At 67.9% G+C, this 18,923-nt stretch carries 14 protein-coding genes and 1 riboswitch; of the genes, 10 read left to right on the top strand and 4 right to left on the bottom strand.

Annotation, left to right across the window (positions count from 1 at the left end; translation table 11 throughout):
• Window positions 1–244 precede the first annotated feature (244 nt).
• The 6 genes from QP413_RS02645 to QP413_RS02620 all read left to right on the top strand — a co-directional run bounded on the left by QP413_RS02645 (window position 245) and on the right by QP413_RS02620 (window position 9,227).
• Window positions 245–3,742: an error-prone DNA polymerase gene (locus tag QP413_RS02645; RefSeq protein ID WP_284780459.1), complete on the top strand. Its 3,498-nt coding sequence runs from the start codon at window positions 245–247 to the stop codon at window positions 3,740–3,742.
• A 172-nt stretch (window positions 3,743–3,914) separates the two neighbouring features.
• Window positions 3,915–5,249, top strand: a complete 1,335-nt coding sequence (locus QP413_RS02640) for a PHB depolymerase family esterase (RefSeq protein ID WP_284780458.1) — start codon at window positions 3,915–3,917, stop codon at window positions 5,247–5,249.
• A gap of 30 nt (window positions 5,250–5,279) precedes the next feature.
• Window positions 5,280–5,396, top strand: a riboswitch (TPP riboswitch).
• Between the two features lie 87 nt (window positions 5,397–5,483).
• Complete coding sequence (locus tag QP413_RS02635; protein WP_284780492.1) at window positions 5,484–6,047, top strand: ECF transporter S component; 564 nt, start codon at window positions 5,484–5,486, stop codon at window positions 6,045–6,047.
• A gap of 21 nt (window positions 6,048–6,068) precedes the next feature.
• Entirely contained in the window at window positions 6,069–7,769 is a 1,701-nt protein-coding gene (locus tag QP413_RS02630) for an ABC transporter ATP-binding protein (protein ID WP_284780456.1), read from the top strand.
• On the top strand, window positions 7,766–8,551 hold the full coding sequence (locus QP413_RS02625; RefSeq protein ID WP_070758374.1) for an energy-coupling factor transporter transmembrane protein EcfT: 786 nt from the start codon (window positions 7,766–7,768) through the stop codon (window positions 8,549–8,551). The genes QP413_RS02630 and QP413_RS02625 overlap by 4 nt, the downstream gene beginning before the upstream one ends.
• Entirely contained in the window at window positions 8,544–9,227 is a 684-nt protein-coding gene (locus tag QP413_RS02620; RefSeq protein ID WP_284780455.1) for a hypothetical protein, read from the top strand. Before QP413_RS02625 ends, QP413_RS02620 begins: the two co-directional genes overlap by 8 nt.
• A 36-nt stretch (window positions 9,228–9,263) precedes the next feature.
• On the opposite strand, the gene QP413_RS02615 is transcribed toward QP413_RS02620, so the two are convergent.
• A complete protein-coding gene (locus tag QP413_RS02615) occupies window positions 9,264–10,604 on the bottom strand; it encodes a trans-acting enoyl reductase family protein (RefSeq protein WP_284780453.1) in 1,341 nt (446 codons plus the stop codon).
• A 171-nt stretch (window positions 10,605–10,775) separates the two neighbouring features.
• Between QP413_RS02615 and QP413_RS02610 the strand changes: the two genes are divergently transcribed.
• The 3 genes from QP413_RS02610 to QP413_RS02600 all read left to right on the top strand — a co-directional run bounded on the left by QP413_RS02610 (window position 10,776) and on the right by QP413_RS02600 (window position 12,683).
• Window positions 10,776–11,333 (top strand): tRNA (cytidine(34)-2'-O)-methyltransferase, encoded by a 558-nt coding sequence (locus tag QP413_RS02610; protein ID WP_284780491.1) that lies wholly within the window; start codon window positions 10,776–10,778, stop codon window positions 11,331–11,333.
• Window positions 11,334–11,419: 86 nt separating this feature from the next.
• Window positions 11,420–12,283 (top strand): bifunctional methylenetetrahydrofolate dehydrogenase/methenyltetrahydrofolate cyclohydrolase, encoded by an 864-nt coding sequence (locus tag QP413_RS02605; RefSeq protein ID WP_141759423.1) that lies wholly within the window; start codon window positions 11,420–11,422, stop codon window positions 12,281–12,283.
• Window positions 12,284–12,311: 28 nt separating this feature from the next.
• Complete coding sequence (locus tag QP413_RS02600; RefSeq protein ID WP_284780451.1) at window positions 12,312–12,683, top strand: DUF3017 domain-containing protein; 372 nt, start codon at window positions 12,312–12,314, stop codon at window positions 12,681–12,683.
• A gap of 108 nt (window positions 12,684–12,791) precedes the next feature.
• On the opposite strand, the gene QP413_RS02595 is transcribed toward QP413_RS02600, so the two are convergent.
• A complete protein-coding gene (locus QP413_RS02595; RefSeq protein ID WP_284780448.1) occupies window positions 12,792–13,958 on the bottom strand; it encodes a homoserine O-acetyltransferase in 1,167 nt (388 codons plus the stop codon).
• A 15-nt stretch (window positions 13,959–13,973) separates the two neighbouring features.
• The gene (locus QP413_RS02590; protein WP_070761523.1) at window positions 13,974–15,296 is read right to left on the bottom strand and encodes an O-acetylhomoserine/O-acetylserine sulfhydrylase; all 1,323 of its coding nucleotides are present in this window, start codon (window positions 15,294–15,296) and stop codon (window positions 13,974–13,976) included.
• 506 nt (window positions 15,297–15,802) lie between these two features.
• Here QP413_RS02590 and QP413_RS02585 point away from each other — a divergent pair.
• Window positions 15,803–16,483, top strand: coding sequence for an MOSC domain-containing protein (locus tag QP413_RS02585; RefSeq protein ID WP_070761521.1), 681 nt, complete (start codon window positions 15,803–15,805; stop codon window positions 16,481–16,483).
• A gap of 178 nt (window positions 16,484–16,661) precedes the next feature.
• Here the strand turns inward: QP413_RS02585 and QP413_RS02580 are convergent, their stop codons facing one another.
• Window positions 16,662–18,899 carry an NADP-dependent isocitrate dehydrogenase gene (locus QP413_RS02580; protein ID WP_284780447.1) on the bottom strand — a complete coding sequence of 746 codons (2,238 nt, stop codon included), beginning with the start codon at window positions 18,897–18,899 and terminating at the stop codon, window positions 16,662–16,664.
• Window positions 18,900–18,923 lie beyond the last annotated feature (24 nt).

Here is an 18,923-nt window from a genome sequence, read left to right as displayed (position 1 = left end):
AGATCTGGGGGTGTCCGCCGTGTGCCGTCGTTGGCACGGGTGTTTTTTGTTTGGCGGGTCACTGTTTGTTGAAGGCAAATTTAGCACCGTGGGGCAGCATGGACAACTTGGTCTATTTTCTTGTCATTTATGCACGTGGTGTCGTCGATTTCTGCCTTGAGGGAATGGCGGTACTGGGGCGGTAGGCAGGGGTGAACGCTGCGCTATATCGAATGGGTGTTCGATTTAGGGTAGGGTTCTTTCCGTGACGTATACGCGCGGATTCAACAACCCCAAGGCCCTCAGTTGGTCGCGGATCGAGCGTATTCTTTCGGGGAAAACCACAGGTGAGAGCGTTGAAGCCCGATCTCGGAACGAGGTGGGGCGTGGCGAGCAGGGCGGTGGCCGACGTGGCGATTACCCTGGCGAGGCCCAGTCCGCGGAGCGGCTTGACCTCAGGCGCGGGAAGCAGCCTGATGGGATCCGCGGGGCGCGAACCGCGGCGGGGGAACCTGGGGGTAGGGCGCGCGCAGCCGCAGCGCACGTGGAGTTCGCGGAGCTGCGCGCCGCCAGCAGCTATCACTTCCTCCACGGCGCCAGCGAACCCGAGGAACTGGTGGAGCAGGCCATCGCACTCGGCATCACCGCGCTGGCCTGCCTCGACCGGGACGGCATGTACGGTGCTGCGCGCTTCGCCACCGCCGCCGCAGAGGCAGAGGGCGAGCTCAAGACCGTCTTCGGGGCGGAGCTCAGCCTCGACGGGGCTCAGGCCCCCGGCCTGGCGGTGCTCTGTCGCGGCCAGGAGGGCTACCGGCGGCTTAGCCGCAGCATCACCACCGCCCGGATGACCCACCGGGATAAGGACGCGGTCGAATACCCCAGCCTCGACGAGCTCGCCGAAGCAGCTGGTGGGCACTGGCTCGTCCTCATCGACGCCGCTCAGCTTTCCATCCCCGGCCGGGCCGCCAAATTACTAGAAGCCTTCGGCACACAACACTGCCTCGTGCAGCTGCAGCTGAGCATGGACCCGGCCGACGTGGACCACAACCAGGCCCTCCACGCCTTCGCCACCACCCACGGGCTGCGCGAGATCCTCTCCTCGCAGCCCACCTGCGCGACCCCCAGCCAGGCCCGCCTGGCTGGGGCCAAAGCCGCCCTACGGCGGCGCTGGGACGTCGCCCGCGCCGAACCCGTTACCCACCCCATGGGCGGATCCTGGCTGCGCTCCGGGGCGGAACTGCGACAGCTCGCCGGGGACTGCGCCTGGCTCGCGGAAGCCACCGCAACCAGCGTGGACGTCGCCGAAGAATGCGCCTTCACCCTGAACCTCGTCGCCCCGGAACTACCGCACTTCCCCGTGCCGGAAGGCCACAGCGAGATGTCCTGGCTCCGCGAGCTCGTGGAAAGAAACGGCACCCACCGCTACGGGCGGCGCGGCTCCACCGCAGCGGCGCAGAAGGCCTGGGAGGTCATCGACCGGGAACTCGGCGTCATCGAAAAACTGGGCTTCCCCGGCTACTTCCTCATCGTCCACGACATCGTCGACCACTGCCACAGCAACAACATCCTCTGCCAGGGGCGCGGCTCAGCGGCGAACTCCGCCGTCTGCTTCGCGCTCGGCATCACCTCGGTCGACGCCGTCGCCGCCGGCCTGCTCTTCGAACGCTTCCTCTCCCCGGAACGCGAGGGGCCACCCGACATCGACCTCGACATCGAATCCGGACGTCGCGAGGAGGTCATCCAGTACGTCTACCGCCGCTACGGGCGGGATAACGCCACCCAGGTCGCGAACGTCATCACCTACCGGCGCAAGGGGGCGCTGCGCGATGCCGCCCGCGCGCTCGGCTACCCGGCAGGCCAGGTGGATGCCTGGACCCGGGGGGCCGCGGAGGCCCCCGAGCGGGTCCTCCAGCTCGCCGAACAACTGATCGGCCAGCCCCGCCACCTCGGCATCCACTCCGGCGGCATGGTCATCTGCGACCGCCCCATCGCGGACGTCGTGCCCACCGAGTGGGCGCGCATGGAGAACCGCTCCGTGGTGCAGTGGGATAAGGACGACTGCGCGGCCGTCGGGCTGGTGAAATTCGATCTGCTGGGCCTGGGCATGCTCGAGGCCCTGCACCACGCCATCGACCAGGTGGCCACCCACCGTGGCCGCCGTATCGAGCTGTGGCGGCTGGCCCCGACCGAGGAAGCGGTCTACGAGATGCTCAGCCGCGCCGACGCGGTGGGCGTGTTCCAGGTGGAGTCCCGCGCCCAGATGAACACCCTGCCCCGCCTGCGACCCCGGCGCTTCTACGACCTGGTGGTGCAGGTCGCGCTGATCCGCCCCGGCCCCATCCAGGGTGGGTCGGTCCACCCGTTCATCCGGCGGCGCAACGGCCTGGAGCCGGTGACCTTCGACCACCCGTGCCTGGAACCCGCGCTCAGCAAGACCCTCGGCATCCCACTGTTCCAGGAGCAGTTGATGCAGGTCGTGGTGGACGCCGCCGGGTTCACCGCCGCGGAGGCCGATACGTTGCGCCGCGCGATGGGGTCCAAGCGTTCCCCGGAGCGGATGGCGCGGCTCAAGGAGCGCTTCTACGAGGGCCTGGAGCGCACCAACGGCATCACTGGGGAGGTCGCGGACCGGCTGTGGGAGAAGATCACGGCGTTCGCAGCCTATGGCTTCCCGGAGTCCCACTCCCAGTCCTTCGCCGCGCTGGTCTACTACTCCGCCTGGTTTAAGTACCACTATCCGGCGGAATTCTGCGTGGCCTTGTTGCGCGCCCAGCCGATGGGCTTCTACTCGCCGCAGTCGCTGATCGCGGACGCCCGCCGCCACGGGGTGCGGATCCTGCCGGTGTGCGTCAACGCCTCCGGGGTGCAGGCGGATACGGATCTCTCGGCCGGTTCTGCTGCGTCCCCGTCCGTTTCTTCTTCCTCTTCTTTTAAGGACGTCAACCGCGCCCGCGGGGTGCACGGGCTGGGGCGGGGCACCGCAGAGCCCATCGGTGCGATCCGGCTGGGGCTGGCATCCATCGCGGGGATCAGCGAGGAGGCAGCCGAGCGGATCGTCGCCACGCGGGAAGAGCAGGGGGAGTACCGGCAGGTCAGCGACCTCTCCCGGGAGGCCGGGCTCAGCGTGGCGCAGGTGGCGGCCCTAGCGCGGGCTGGCGCCCTGGAGAGCCTCGGGCTCGATCGGCGGCAGGCGGTGTGGGCTGCGGGGCTGGCGGCCACGGAGAGGGAGGGCATGCTGCCGGGGACGTCCGCCCCGTCGGTGCCCGCGCTGCCCGGCATGAGCGCCTTCGAGCTGGCCGCCGCGGATCTCGCGGCCACGTCGGTGACCCCGGACGGCCACCCCGTGGAGCTGCTCCGGGGCCAGCTTTCCCAGTGGCACGACCTGCCGGTGCGCGCCGGGGTGCGCCGCGGACAACGCAGGGGCGGGGCGGCGGTGGTGCCCGCCGTGGACCTGCTGCACGTGCCGGATGGTTCGCGGATCCGGGTGGCCGGGGTGATCACGCACCGGCAGCGCCCGGCCACTGCGGGCGGGGTCGTCTTCCTTGGGGTGGAGGACGAGACCGGCATCGCGAACGTGATGCTCACCCAGGGCTTATGGAAGAAGCAGCGGCAGGTGGCGATGACAGCGCGCATCGTGGTGGTCCGGGGGATCGTGCATAACGCGGAGGGTGCGGCCAGTGTTACCGCCGACCTGCTGGAGGCCGTGGAGCCGGAGCTGGGTGGTGCCGCGGCGCTGGGTAGCCCGTCGCGGGATTTCCGCTGAAGTGCCCCGGAGCCGGCTACCGGGTCGGCCGTGGTCACGACCCAGGTGGGTGGCTGCGACGGTGAGGACGTGCCTGTGGCCGGGGGAGGCGGGGGCGATCACAACGTGGGGAATAACACTTATGCGATTCACCGATTGACAATCAGCGCGCCCACCCTTCAAGATCGGGGGAATGACCACCCCTAGCCCTTCCGGGTGCCCCACCAGCCAGCGGCGCTATATGCTGCGGCGAATCATCGCCCTCGCGCTGGCAGCCGTGGCCATTGGGCTCGCGGCCGGGGCCGGGGTGTGGCTGCAGAAAAACACCGGCTGGAGCGTCGACTACCTCACCCGAAAAAGCCGACACAGCCTGGTCAGCGAACGCACCGAACACGAATCCGCCGTGGCCATCCCGGAGCGCTCGAGCCGGACGGCGGGGACCAGCAACGACCGCACCCCGGGGGCTGGTAACACCAAAGAAAATCAGTCCGGCGCGGGCGAACCCAGCGCTCGCGATCACCGCGGGGGAGAAGCCAGCCAGGGTGCAGCCACGGACCCAGCCACGAGCACCAGCCCCGCGCCCGTGCTGCGCAATACCCAACACTCCGCCCCGCTGCGGGGTGCCCCACGCCCCGGGCACAATGGCCAAGTCCAGCTGACATCGGGCGGACTGAACCGCCAGGCAGTGTTGCATGTGCCTGCTGACGCCCTGCCCCGCCAGTCCCAGACCGCCCGGCCCAAGCCACTGATCCTCGCCTTCCACGGCTACGGGCAGTCCGGTGCATCCATGGCCCGTTTCGGCGACCTCGCCCGGGACGGCGCCATCGTCGCCTACCCCGACGGAATCGACAAGGCCTGGGCGGGCGCGCCTTATGCCACGGCCACCGGGAAGCAAGACCTGGCCCTGGTCCGGGACCTGATCAACCGCATCGCCGCCACCTACCAGGTCGACGACCTGCGCATTTATGCCGCGGGCATGAGCAACGGCGGCGGCTTCGTCGCGAAGCTTGCCTGCGAGATGCCCCAGGAATTCGCCGCCTTCGCCTCGGTCGCAGGGGCCTATTACAAGGGCACCTGGCAGGGCTGTGCAACACGGGCACAGCGTGGCAAAGAACACCCACAGTTCCACGGCAGCAGGGCGACGTCCTTCCTCGAAATTCACGGGGAGGACGACAGCCGCATCCACTACGAGGGCGGCTCCCGCTACGGCGCCCCGTACCTCGGGGCGATGAGCTTCACCTCCGCCTATGCACACCGTGCCTCCTGCTTCGGGGCTCCCGCGGTCCGCAACGTCACCCCCATTGTCCGCCGCTACCAGTGGCGCGACTGCGCGGCGGATAAGGACGTCATGCACATCGCGGTGAAGGGGATGGGGCACACCTGGCCCGGCGAGGGCGAAGCCGCCCGGCCCGGTGAGTCCGGGATTGCCGGGGTGCGTAACGACGGGGGCCAGCAGGAAGCGAACCCCACCCGTGCGGTCAATGCCGGGGCGGAGATCTTGAGTTTCTTCACCCGCCACCGGAAATAGGGTCCTCCGGGGCGGCTGCTAGGGTTAGACCCGACCAACGCGGGAGTCCGGGAGAACGTCCGGGCTGAGAGGGCGCCAGCACCGTGGTGCCGACCGATGAACCTGATCCGGATCATGCCGGCGATAGGGAGGATAAGCGTGAGCATCACGCCCGAAAAACCATCACAGACCAGCGAAACCCACGGCTTCTCAGGTGAGCAGCAGGCTCCCCAGCACAGCAAGTCCTGGCGCGTCGTGGACATCATCGTCGCCGCCGTGCTCGGCGTGGCCTGCGGCCTGATCTTCTGGGTCTGGAACGGCATCGGGGGCGCGGCCTACGGCGTGTTCGACGCCGCCACCCCGGGCCTTGGCGGGCTCGCGGTCGGCATCTGGCTGCTCGGCGGCGTGCTGGGCGGGCTGATCATCCGCAAGCCGGGCGCGGCACTCTTCGTCGAGGTGCTCGCCGCCGTCGTTTCCGCGCTGCTGGGTAACCACTGGGGCATCGAGACCGTCTATTCCGGCCTGGCCCAGGGGCTGGGCGCGGAGCTGGTCTTCGCGATCTTCGCCTACCGCCGCGCCGGACTGGGCGTGGCCATGGCCGCCGGTGCTGTGGCCGCCATCTTCGAATTCATCCTGGAGCTGGCGACCAGCGGAAACTACGCGAAGTCCCTGGCCTTCAACGCCACCTACCTGTCCACCATGATTCTCTCCGGCATCCTGCTGGCGGGCCTGGTGGGCTGGCTGTTCGTCCGCGGTTTGGCTGCCACCGGGGCGCTCGACCGCTTCCCGGCAGGCAGGCAACGCCAACAACTGGTTTAGGTCGCTCAAGGGGAGAAAGCCATGACGAGCCACGGGCGGCCGCCGGGCGGGGCGGTCGTGGAGATCACCGACTTCGGCTGGCGCCACGCCGGCCGGAAGAACCCGGCCATCGCGAACATCACCGCACGTCTGGAACCCGGGGAGCGCGTCCTGTTGCTCGGGGCCTCTGGCGCGGGCAAATCCACCCTGCTCGCGGGCATCGCCGGGGTGCTGGGGGATGCCGAGGACGGGGAGCAGCGCGGTGCCATCCGCGTGGACGGCAAGGACCCCGCCCAGGCGCGCGGACTGGTCGGCATGGTGCTGCAGGACCCGGACTCGCAGGTCATCGCCGCCCGGGTGGGCGACGATGTTGTTTTCGGCTGCGAGAACCTCGGCATCCCGCGGGAACAGATGCGGCAGCGCGCCACGGAGGCCCTGCGCACCGTCGGGCTGGGGGAACTGGACCTCGACCGGTCCACCCACCGGCTCTCCGGCGGGCAGAAGCAACGGCTCGCGCTGGCCGGGGTGCTGGCCATGCGCCCCAGGGTGATTGTGCTGGACGAGCCCACCGCCAACCTCGACCCGGAGGGCGTGGCCGAGGTGCGCGACGCCGTTATCCGGGCCTGCGAGGACACCGGCGCCACACTGATCGTCGTCGAGCACCGCGCAGCCACCTGGGCCGGGCACGTCGACCGCATCCTCGTGCTCGGGGAGACTAACCCCAGCGGCGTGGGGGAGCGGGCCACCGCCGGGCGGCAGGCCGGAGGAGTGCTTGCAGACGGCCCGGCCGGGCAGACCCTGGAGACCCATGCCGAGCAGCTCGCTGAGGCTGGTATCTGGGTGCCGGGGGTCGCTCCCGCGCTGCGCCGCATGGGCACCCCGCCGCCCGAGCTGGGCGCGTTGAAGGCCGCGCCCGGTTCAACTGGCAACCAGGGCAATGCTGATTATCAGAACCATGCTGGCAACCGAGGCACCGTTGCCCACCCGATCGACGCTGAAACAACCATCGACGCTGCGTCCCTGCACGCAGCCGGGGACGCCCAGGCAAGTGGGAAGCCACTGCTGCGCACCCGCGACCTGGCCATCGGCTGGGGCCAGCACACCATCCGCACCGGCATCACCGCTGTCCTGGAGCCGGGGTCCACCTGCCTGACCGGCGGCAACGGCACCGGAAAATCCACCTTGGCGCTCACCCTCGCGGGCCTGGTTCCCGCGGCGGGCGGGGAGCTGGACGCCAGTGGGCTCCAGCCCGCTAAGCCCAGGCGCCGGGAAACCCCGGACCCCCGCAGCTGGCGCTCGAAGGACCTGGTCCGCCGCATCGGATACGTCTTTCAAAGCCCCGAGCACCAGCTGGCCGCCCGCACCGTCCGCGACGAGTTGCTGCTCGGCCCCAAGGCTGCCGGGATGGATGCCGCCGCAGCCGAGCGCCGCGCAGACGAGCTGCTGGGCACCCTCGGGCTGAGTCACCTCGCGGTCGCCAACCCCTTCACCCTCTCGGGTGGGGAGAAACGCCGGCTCTCCGTGGCCGCGGTGCTGGCCACCGAGCCGCGCCTGCTGATCCTGGACGAACCGACCTTCGGCCAGGACCTCAACACGTTCACCGCCCTGGTCGGGTTGCTGCAACAGCTGGCGGATAGCGGCATGGGGCTGCTGTCCATCACCCACGACGCGGATTACTTCGCCGCGCTGGGCCAGCACCACTGGCACCTTCCCCAGGGCCCCGGCCTGGAGGTGCGGGCATGATCCTGGAACGCATCGACCCATCCACCCGGCTGCTCGCGCTCGCGCTGTTGACCACCCCGTTGCTGATCAGCATCGATATTGTCAGCGCCAGCGTGTCCTTTGCGTTGACCCTGCTGGTCGTCGCACCCCTGTGCGGGGTCGGGCCTGCCCGGCTGTTCCGCCGGGCTTGGCCGCTGCTGCTCTTAGCCCCGCTGACGGGTGTGAGCATGCTCTTCTACGGGCGGGCCAGCGGGCAGAGCTACTTCGAATGGGGCTTCATCCACATCACCGAGAACTCGGTGCAGCTGGCCATCGCGGTGATGATTCGCGTGCTGGCGGTGGGCGTGCCCGCCGTGGTGCTCACCGCGGACATGGACCCCACCCGCCTCGGCGACGGCCTTGCACAGCTGTGGAAACTGCCCACCCGCTTCGTCATCGGTGCGGTGGCGGGCGTGCGCCTGGTCACGCTATTCCGAGAGGACTGGACGGCCGTGGAGCGTGCCCGCCGCGCCCGTGGCCTGGGGGACGAGGGCAAGCTGAAGCGTGCGCTGCAGCAGTCCTTCAGCCTGCTGGTGCTGGCGCTGCGTCGTGGCGCCAAGCTGGCCACCGCGATGGAGGCCCGTGGGTTTGGCGCCACCCATAACGCCGAGGGCCAGCCCATCGAGCGCACCTGGGCTCGGCAGGCTCATTTCGGCGGCTGGGACTGGGCCGTGGTTGTGGGCTCCTTGGCACTGAGCCTGCTGTCCCTGGGGATCGCCGTGTGGACCGGCCACTTCGTGCTGCTGGGCGTGCAGAATGGCTAGCGCGCCGTGGCTATCGCCCGCAGAAGCCACCCGCGAGCTCACCGCCTGGGTCGCCGGCCAGCGAGGCTGCGGAAATACACAGATCGAGCCCGCTAAAACACCCCACCGCCGTGTGGGGCGCGACCCGCGGTGGGTGATCCTCATCGACGGTCGCAGCGGCTCCGGCAAGACCCACTTCGCAGAACACCTCATGACCACACTCGGTGCGTCCAGCCACCAGCCCGGCGTATCCCCGAGCACACCCCCGGATCCCAACACCACGCCCCAGCTGGTGCACCTGGAGGATTTCTACCCCGGCTGGGGTGGGCTCTTCGCCGCAGCCCGCATGCTCGCCGCCGAGGTGCTGCAGCCCAATTGCCCGGGCTTTCGCCGCTGGGACTGGGAGAAGAACACCCCCGCGCAGTGGCAGCCCCTGGACCCCGGGAGCCCGCTGGTCGTCGAGGGCATCGGTGCCCTCAGCCCCGAGGCTCTGGCCGTGCTGCGCCGCCGCGGCATCCCCCACCGGACCCTGGTGCTGGATGCCCCCACCCAGCTGCGCAAGCACCGCGCGCTGCACCGCGACCCCTACTACGCCCCTTGGTGGAACATGTGGGCCGCCCAAGAGCGCGCCCACATCAATCGGCGCCCCGCCCCGGACTTCATCGTCGCCAACGGCCCAGCCCGGCCGGAGGTCTAAAACACCGCCCGCCCGACACAGCGCCGTACTCGCCGGTTACTGCGGCGTGGAGGTGCGGTAGAGCCCGCCTCGCGCCACGTCCAGGCGCATCCCGGACTCGCGGAGGCGACGCACGTACACCATGCCCAGGCCCGTCGCCGGGGTCAGCACGCCACCTTCAGTGCCCGGCAGCTCCGCCTCATCCTTGAGCAGCGTGAGCGCTGCGGTGCCCAGCATCCGGGAGGTCGAGCGGTAGCCCGGATCCCCCTGGGAGTACAGGGTGGCGATGTAATCCGGCTCCACGTTCGGCGCCGGATTCGGCTTCACGAAGCCGTGGAACACGCACCGGAAGTAGCCATTCTCCTGCGCCTTGCTCGTCGGACCCTCGCCCGGCTCGGGTGCCCACTGGGAGATGAAGTCCCGCAGCTTCGGCGCCTTCATCGCGGTCAGCATCGTCCAGTTAACCCCGCCCATTGCGTAGGCCTGCGCGCGGCCCTTCAGGCCCGGCCCGGTGGACTGGAACTCGCGGTAGCGCAGGGACTTTCCGTACTTGAAGCCGCTCAGCGCATTGGAGCGGCGCACCACGCGGGTGTTCACCGAGGCCATGAGGAAAGGCCCGGCCCAGCCCTCCGGGGCGCCGACGGTCTCGGTCTGCAGCACGCCATAATCCGGCTGCTCGCCCAGCTCCGGCTCCGCCTCGCGATCCGGGCTCAGGGAGTACGGGTCAGCCAGCACGCGCCTCTGCTCCGGGTCGCGCTGTGCGGCCTGGAACTGCTCGCGTGCGGACTCTACGGTGCCGCCGGACATGGCCCCGCGCATGCTGACCAGGTTCGTCACCTCGGCCAGCTTCTTGCCATCCTTGGCCGCGGCCTCGTTGATCAGCAGCATGCCGATATCGGAGGGCACGGAATCGAAGCCACAGGCGTGGATGATGCGCGCTCCGTTGGCCTTCGCCACGTCGTCGTACTTGTCGATCATCTTCCGCATGAACAGCACCTCGCCGGTGGAGTCCACGTAGTGTGTGCCGGCCTCCGCGCAGGCGCGCACGAGGTCCTCGCCGTAACGCACGAACGGGCCCACCGTGGAGATCACCACGCGGGTGTTCTTCGCCAGCTCGGTCATGGCGTCCTCGTCGAAGGCATCGGCCTCCACGATCTGCCAGTCCATCACGCCCTGGTGGATGGTCAGCAGCTGCTGCTTGAGGAAGACCAGCTTCTCGCGGTTGCGGCCAGCCAGCGCGATGGTGACGTCCTTCGGCGCGTGCTCCGCCAGCCAACCCGCGAGGATCTTGCCGACGAATCCGGTCGCGCCGAACAGGGTGATGTCCACCGGGCGCTGCTTTCCGCCGGTCGGGGTCTTCTTGCCTTGCGGTGTGGCGTCCTTCGGTGCATCAGCCATGTCTGATCGACCTCTTTCATCGTCTGATGGGCTTCGTGCCCGATCGTCGGGGTTCTTCCCCTCCATTCTTACCGTGTTCCGGTGCCGTCAGCGCCCGCGGGCGCGGTTAAGGTGAGTGGCGTGTCTTCGCAGCCTTCCACTCCCGCTTCCGCCGCAGGTCGCTCTTCTTCTTTGACGACGTCACCCCGGCCGGCCGCCGATCCGCCCTTCCATATCCTGTTCGATCAGCCACAGATCCCGCCGAACACGGGCAACGCGATCCGCATGTGCGCGGGCACCGGGGCAGCGCTGCACCTGGCGGGCCCACTGGGTTTCAACTTCGAGGAGAAGCACGTCCGCCGCGCCGGGCTGGATTATCACGACCTGGCGGAGGTGCAGCTCCACGAGGATTTCGAAGCCGCGGCTACGCACTTGACGGGGCTGAGTCGGAAGCAGGCAGAGCTGGGTCGGAAACAGGCAGCAGACGGTGCCCCGCCCCGGGCGAGGGTCTTCGCTTTCACGACGCACGCGGAGACCTGGTTTACGGACGTGGACTTCCGCCGCGGTGACGTCCTCCTCTTCGGCCCCGAACCCACCGGCCTGGACGAGGCGACTCTGGCGGATCCCCGGATCACCGCGCAGCTGCGGATCCCGATGCTGCCGGCCCGTCGCAGCATGAACCTCTCGAACGCGGCGGCGGTGGCGGCGTACGAGGCCTGGCGGCAGCTCGGTTTCCCGGGCGGGCAGTGACCCGCGTTCGGGGTCTTCGCCCTGAAGTGGGGGAATGGGGGCGCACGCCGGTGGGGTAGCGCTAGGCCTGTGGAATAATGGCGGGCATGGCTGCGATTACCCTGGATGGAAAGAAATACCGCGACGAGATCTTCGCGGACCTGAAGCAACGAGTCGACGCTCTGCGGGACAAGGGGATCACCCCGGGCCTGGCAACGGTCCTGGTCGGTGACGACCCGGCGAGCCACTCCTACGTGCGGATGAAGCACAAGGACTGCGAGCAGATCGGCGTGAAGTCCATCCGCAAGGACCTGCCGGCGGACGTGACCCAGGAGGAGCTCAACGCCGTCATCGACGAGCTCAACGCGGACCCGGAGTGCACCGGCTACATCGTGCAGCTGCCGCTGCCGAAGCACCTCGACGAAAACGCGGTGCTGGAGCGCATCGACCCGGCCAAGGACGCTGACGGCCTGCACCCGGTGAACCTCGGCAAGCTGGTGCTCAACGAGCCCGCCCCGCTGCCGTGCACCCCGAACGGTGCGATCAGCCTGCTGCGTCGCTATGACGTCGAGCTGAACGGCGCGAAGGTCGTCGTCATCGGCCGTGGCGTGACTGTTGGCCGCCCGATCGGCCTGATGCTGACCCGCCGCAGCGAGAACGCCACCGTTACCCTGTGCCACACCGGCACGAAGGACCTGAAGGCGGAGACCATCAACGCGGACATCATCGTCGCTGCTGCAGGCAAGCCGCACATGCTGACCAAGGACATGGTCAAGCCGGGGGCGGCGATCCTCGACGTCGGTGTCTCCCGCCTGGACGGCAAGCTCGCCGGCGACGTGCACCCGGACGTCTGGGAGGTCGCGGGCGCGATCTCGCCGAACCCGGGTGGCGTGGGCCCGCTGACCCGCGCCTTCCTGGTCCACAACGTCGTGGAGCGCGCCGAGCTCCTCGCGGAGCAGGGCGAGAACTAGGGGATTAGAGCTGGAGGAGCTGGGCACGATGCCGGACATCCCGAACGAGCGGGCGGAGGCCGCGCAGATTGGCGCTTATCGCCGACAGCTGCTGGCCAACCCGCACGACCGGGACGTGCCCGCCTCCCCGCTGCCGGTGATCGCGCAGCGGGCGCTCATCGGGGTGTTTTTGCTGCTTCTGGCGGTGGGGGTGTTCTTCATCGCGGCGGATCGTTGGCGCCGCGGCACCACGGCGATGGGGGCAAGCCTGGTGTTCTTGGCCACGATCCGGTGGGTCGTGGACTCCGACGTGCTGGGGATTTTCGCGGTCCGCAGCCGCAAATTTGATTGCTTTTTCGCCGGGGGCGTGGGGTTGTTGATGATGTACCTGGCGATCAGCGTGGACACGCTGGGCAGCTAGGGGCATCCGGACCAAGTCCCTGCGCGGGGGTCGCGCGGAGCTGGGTATCCCGCGACGCTGGGCGTGGGGGTTGGGTGGCGGTTGTTCGGTGGCCGCCCTCAGCGGTTCCTAGCGGTTGTGGTGCTGCAGGATCTCCGCGCGCTGCTCCGGATTCTCGGCCAGCTCCTCGGCGGCCGTGAGGAACTTCTCAAGCACATTGCCCATCTGGCGGGCCTCGATGAGGAAACCATCGTGGCCGGTGGGGGAGGTGATCTGGGACAGCCCCAGGAAGGCTCCCAGGTTGCGGGAGAGGTGCTCCTGCTGGTGATAGGGGTAGAGGATGTCCGTGTCGATGCCGCAGACCATCGTGGGGACCGTGGAGTTACCCAGGGCGGCGTTCATGCCGCCGCGATCCCGGCCGACGTCGTGGCGGTTCAGGGCATCCGTCAGGGTGACGTAGGAGCCGGCGTCGAAGCGGTTGCGCAGCTTCATCGCCTGCCGGTCCAGGTAGCCCTCGACCGAGAAGCGCTGATTGGGGGAACGGAACTTACCCAGCGGGTTCTCTCCTCGCTGCGGCTCGGCGCCGAAGCGCTCGTCGACCTCCAGCTCGCCGCGGTAGGTCAGGTGCGCGATGCGGCGGGCCTCGCCCAGGCCCCAGACTGGCCCCATGCCGGCCTCGTAGTAGTCCCCGCCGTGCCACAGCGGGTCGGCCTCGATCACGCGGATCTGGGCGGACTGGATGCCGATCTGCCAGGCGGAGGCGCGGGCGGAGACGGCGATGAGGAGGACGGCGTCCATCATCTCCGGGTAGAGCAGCGACCACTCGAGGGTGCGTGCCCCGCCCATGGAGGCGCCGACCACCACGTGGACCCGGGGGATCTCCAGCACGTCGAGCAGCTGCTTTTCGGCCTGCACGAGGTCGCGGATGGATAGGCCCGGGAAGCGGGAGCCCCAGAAGCCACCCTCCGGGTGCAGGGAACCGGGGCCGGTGGAGCCCGCGCACCCACCCAGCGCGTTGGCGCAGAGCACTAGGTACGTGGAGGTGTCGATCGGTTTGCCCACGCCGACCATGTCGGCCCACCAGTCGGTGGCGTTGCCGTCGCCGGTGAGGGCGTGCTCGATCAGCACGATGGGGCGCTCCTCCGGCGGCGTGGATACCGCCGCCTGCTCGGCTGCGTCGTAGAAGGCGTACAGCCGCAGTGAGGTTTCGGGAATGCTTGCGCCCGCCTCGGTGAGCACCTCGCCGATGGGAATATCGGCGTAGGAACCGGAGGCGGGCAGCAAGTCGGAGCGCATAGAAAACCTCGTGAGTTAAATCTGCTCGAAGCCCTGCTCGAGGTCGGCGATGATGTCGCGGACGTCCTCGATACCGACGGACAGGCGAACCGTTGCCTGGGAGATGCCCGCGTTGCGCAGGTTCTCCTCGGTGGACTGCGAGTGCGTGGTGGTGGCCGGGTGGACGACCAGGGAGCGTACGTCACCGACGTTAGCGAGGTCGGAGTGCAGCTTCAGGGAGTCGATGAACTTCCAGGCGGCCTCGCGCGGGTCGGCGTCGCCGGTGGCCAGGTCGAAGGCCAGAACGGAGCCAGTGTACTCCAGGCCCAGCTTCTCCTTGACCTTGTTCCACGGGCTGGACTCCAGGCCGGCGTAGGCGACGCTGGCGACCTTCGGGTGCTTGTCCAGGAACTCGGCGACCTGCTTGGCGTTCTCGTTGTGCTGCTTGACGCGCAGGTTCAGGGTGTCGAGACCCTGGACGGCCAGCCAGGCGTTGAACGCAGAGAGGGTGGCGCCGGTGTCGCGCAGCAGACCCGCACGAGCCTTCAGGCCGAAGGCTGGCTCGCCGAGGTCGGCGTACTTCAGGCCGTGGTAGGCCGGGTCCGGGGTGACGAAGCTCGGGAAGACCGGCTTGCCGTTGCGCTCCTGGGTCCAGTCGAACTTGCCGCCGTCGACGAGGATGCCGCCGATGGCGGAGCCGTTGCCGGTGTAGAACTTCGTCAGGGAGGAGACGGAGACGTCGGCGCCGAGCTCCAGCGGCTTGACCAGTGCTGCGGTAGCCAGCGTGTTGTCGATGATCAGCGGGACCTTGTTCTCGTGGGCAACCTTGCTGATCTCCGGGATGTCCAGGACGTCTGCCTGCGGGTTGGCGAAGGTCTCGCCGAAGAAGGCGACGGTGTTGTCCTGAACGGCGTCCTGCCAGGACTGCGGGTCATCCGGGTTCTCGACGAAGGTGGTGGTGATGCCCAGGCGCGGCAGGGTGACGAGCAGGAGGGTCTCGGTGCCGCCGTAGAGGCGCGGGGAGGCGACGATGTGGTCACCGGAGTTCGCGACGTTGATCAGCGCGGCGGTGATGGCAGCCATGCCGGAAGCGAAGGCGACGGCGTGGACACCACCCTCGAGGGTGGCGAGGCGGTTCTCGAGGACCTCGACCGTTGGGTTGGTCAGGCGGGAGTAGATCGGGCCCGGATCCTCGAGCGCGAAGCGCTGCTTGGCGTGCTCGGCGTTGTCGAAGACGTAGCTGGTGGTCATGTGGATCGGCAGGTTACGGGAACCGGTCGGGTCCAGGGTCTGGCCGGCGTGGATCTGCTGGGTGGCAAAGCCCCACTCTGCTGCGTTGGAGTTGTCGTACTTTGGCATGGTTTTCCTGTCTCTTTCGTGTGTTTGAGGCTGTGTTGTGAATCGTGGCGATCCGGGTGGGATCCGGGTGGATTGTGCCGCTCGATCGCTGTGTGGTGACTCACTTTATAGCCCCCGCTCAAAAAAGTAAACCGCTCTGTCTATTTTCGGGGTCTTTATGCGTTAACGGTGCAGGTCAAGAGCGTTTAAAAATTTATACCACTTAGTCTACTTTTGGGTCTTTTGGGGGCTGTTGCTCGGTGGCCCTGGGGTCGTATTGGCGGTTTTTAAGTACCGCTCGGTATGGGTTCATGCGGTGGGTGGCAGCAGCGCACGAAGCGCTGTTTTGCACCGCATCGGATGGGAGGTAGGAGGTCTGGGCTTCAACACTTTTGGCGGAAAAATTGCGGGTCGCACCTGCAAACGCAGTTGAGTCACTAGGGTGGGGTGGTGCACGGGATAAAGAAAGAATCCCAGCGCAACGAGCAAAAAATCGGGCCCACAAGGCGCCAGAAAGGACCTGCACCATGGCGAATACAGACGCTGCATTCCTGATTGACGCAGAGCCGAGCGTGCTCCAGGTGGCAGTTGGTCGCCCCCAGTCCAACCCCGCCGGAACCTACGAGCACACCGGCATCGAAAAGCTGCCGCAGTCGCACATCGACGTGCTCGCGCCGGGCCCGAACTACGGCGACGGCAGCGGCGTCGTTGGGGATACGATCGGAGACGATAAGCACCACGGCGGAGCAGATAAGGCCGTCTACGCCTTCGCCCGCGAGGAGCTGGACTTCTGGGAGGAGGAGCTCGGCCGTGAGCTCGTCTACGGCAGCTTCGGGGAGAACATCACCACTGCCGGGGTGAAGTGGTCGGAGGTCTACATCGGCCAGCGCGTGTCCATGGGGAGCGCTGAGCTCGAGGTAAGCGTGCCGCGCACCCCGTGCGCGACCTTCGCCGCCTGGCTCGATGAGAAGGGCTGGGTCAAGCGCTTCGCACAGCACGGCGACTGCGGCGCCTACTTCCGCGTGATTACCGCCGGGCGCATCCGCCCGCTGGACGAGATTCGCTTCGGGCCGGTGCCGGAGCACGGCGTGACGATGGGGGAGGCCTTCGCCGCCAAGCTGGGTGATAAGGAAGCCGCTCGCAAGGTTTTCGACGCCGGGGTGCTCCCCGGGCACCATCATGAGCAGCTGGGTCGCCTGCTGAACTGAGATATGAGCAGCTTGGTCTCCGCTGGACGGAGGCCGCAAGGCCGGGGCAGGGGCTTCTGGCCGGTAGAAAAGAAAAACTGGGCCTAGCGGCGCTATCTCTAGCGCGCTAGGCCCAGTCGGCTATATCCCTCCGCTGACCCCGGGGCGGGCCTGCAGCAGGCCCAACGGGGGAGCGGTACTAGCCCTCCAGGGAGTTATCTGCTGCAGCAAGATCGTCGATGATCTTGTTGAATGCAGCGACCGGACGCATCACAGCGTTCGCCTTCTCCTCGTCCAGGTGGTAGTGGCCACCCAGCTCCACGGCCTTGCCCTGGATGTCGTTGAGCTCCTTGATGACCTCGTCCTCGGCAGTCTCCAGCGCGTCGGCGACCGGGGCGAAGAGCTCAGCCAAGTCGGCGTCGTCCTTCTGGTCGGCCAGGGCGCGAGCCCAGAACATTGCCAGGTAGAAGTGGGAACCGCGGTTGTCGAGGGTGTTGACCTCGCGCTGCGGGGACTTGCCCTCCTCCAGGATCCGCTCGGTAGCAACGTCCAGCGCGTCGCCCAGCACCGGGGTGCGCGGGTTGTTATCCGTGTCGGCCAGCTTGCGCAGGGACTCGGCCAGCGCCAGGAACTCGCCCAGGGAGTCCCAACGCAGGTGGTTCTCCTCGGTCAGCTGCTCGACGTGCTTCGGCGCGGAACCGCCAGCACCGGTCTCGAAGAGGCCACCGCCCGCGATCAGCGGAACGATGGAGAGCATCTTCGCGGAGGTGCCCAGCTCCAGGATCGGGAACAGGTCGGTCAGGTAGTCACGCAGCACGTTACCGGTGACGGAGATGGTGTTCTTGCCCTCGCGGATGCGGTCCACGGAGAGCTGGCAGGCCTCGACCGGGGAGAGGATGCGGATATCCAGGCCCTCGGTGTCGTGGTCCTTCAGGTACTTCTCGACCTGGGTTGCCATGTTGCGGTCGTGGGCGCGCTCCGGGTCCAGCCAGAAGATAGCCGGGTCGCCGGTCTTGCGGGCACGCTCGACGGCCAGCTTCACCCAGTCCTGAACCGGGATGTCCTTGGCCTGGCAGGCGCGCCACAGGTCGCCCTCGGAGACCTCGTGCTCCATGAGCACGTCGCCGGCCTTGTTGAGGACCTGGACCTTGCCGTCCGCCTCGATCTTGAAGGTCTTGTCGTGGGAGCCGTACTCCTCAGCCTTCTGCGCCATCAGGCCGACATTCGGGACGGTGCCCATCGTGGTCGGGTCGAATGCGCCGTTCTTGCGGCAGTCGTCGATGACGACCTGGTAGACGCCTGCGTAGGAGGAGTCCGGCAGTACGGCCAGGGTGTCCTGACGGGCGTCGTCCTTGTTCCACATCTTGCCGGAGTCACGGATCATGGCTGGCATGGAAGCGTCGACGATGACGTCGGACGGGACGTGCAGGTTGGTGATTCCGCGGTGGGAGTTGACCATCGCGAGATCCGGGCCGTCCTCGAGGCCCTTGTCGAATGCGGCGCGGATCTCCTCACCGTTGTCCAGCTCGGACAGGCCGTCGAGGATGGCAGCCAGGCCGTCCTCACCGTCGAGGCCGGCGGCCAGCAGCTCCTCGCCGTACTGCTCGTAGACGTCGGAGAAGTAAGCGCGCACGGCGTGGCCGAAGATGACCGGGTCGGAGACCTTCATCATCGTGGCCTTCAGGTGCACGGAGAACAGCACGCCCTCAGCCTTCGCGCGGGCGACCTGGGCGCGCAGGAACTCGTCGAGCGCGGCGGCGCGCAGGACGGTGGAGTCCACGATCTCGTTCTTCTGCACCGGCAGGGACTCGCGCAGCACAGTGGTCTCGCCGTTGGTCTTCACCAGCTGGATGCGCAGGTCATCCTCAGCCGGCATGATGACGGACTGCTCGTTGTGGCGGAAGTCGTTGGCCTCCATGGTTGCCACGTTGGTCTTGGACTCGGCGGTCCACTCACCCATGGTGTGCGGGTGGGTGCGCACGTAGTTCTTCACGGCCTTCGGCGCACGGCGGTCGGAGTTGCCCTCGCGCAGCACCGGGTTCACGGCGGAGCCCATGACGGAGCTGTAGCGGGCGTAGGCGTCCTTCTCCTCCTCGGTGTTGACCTCGAGAGGGAAGTCCGGCAGGTCGTAGCCAGCCTTCTGCAGCTCGCCGATGGCTGCGCGCATCTGCGGTACGGATGCGGAGATGTTCGGCAGCTTGAGGATATTGGCCTCAGGGGACTGGGTCAGCTCGCCGAGCTCCTTGAGGGCGTCGTTGACCTGCTGCTCCTTCGGGAGCTTATCGTTGAAAGCGGCCAGGATACGACCTGCCAGCGAGATGTCACGCGTTTCCACGTCCACGCCGCAAGTCGATGCAAAAGCTTCCACGATCGGCTTCAGCGAATACGTGGCCAGAAGTGGGGCCTCGTCGGTACGGGTGTAAATGATCTTGGCCATAAGGCGGTATCTCCCTGCTTTCAC

Source organism: Corynebacterium sp. UMB4614, assembly GCF_030217065.1.
Taxonomy (GTDB): domain Bacteria; phylum Actinomycetota; class Actinomycetes; order Mycobacteriales; family Mycobacteriaceae; genus Corynebacterium.
This window is presented reverse-complemented; position numbering and strand designations above follow the sequence as displayed.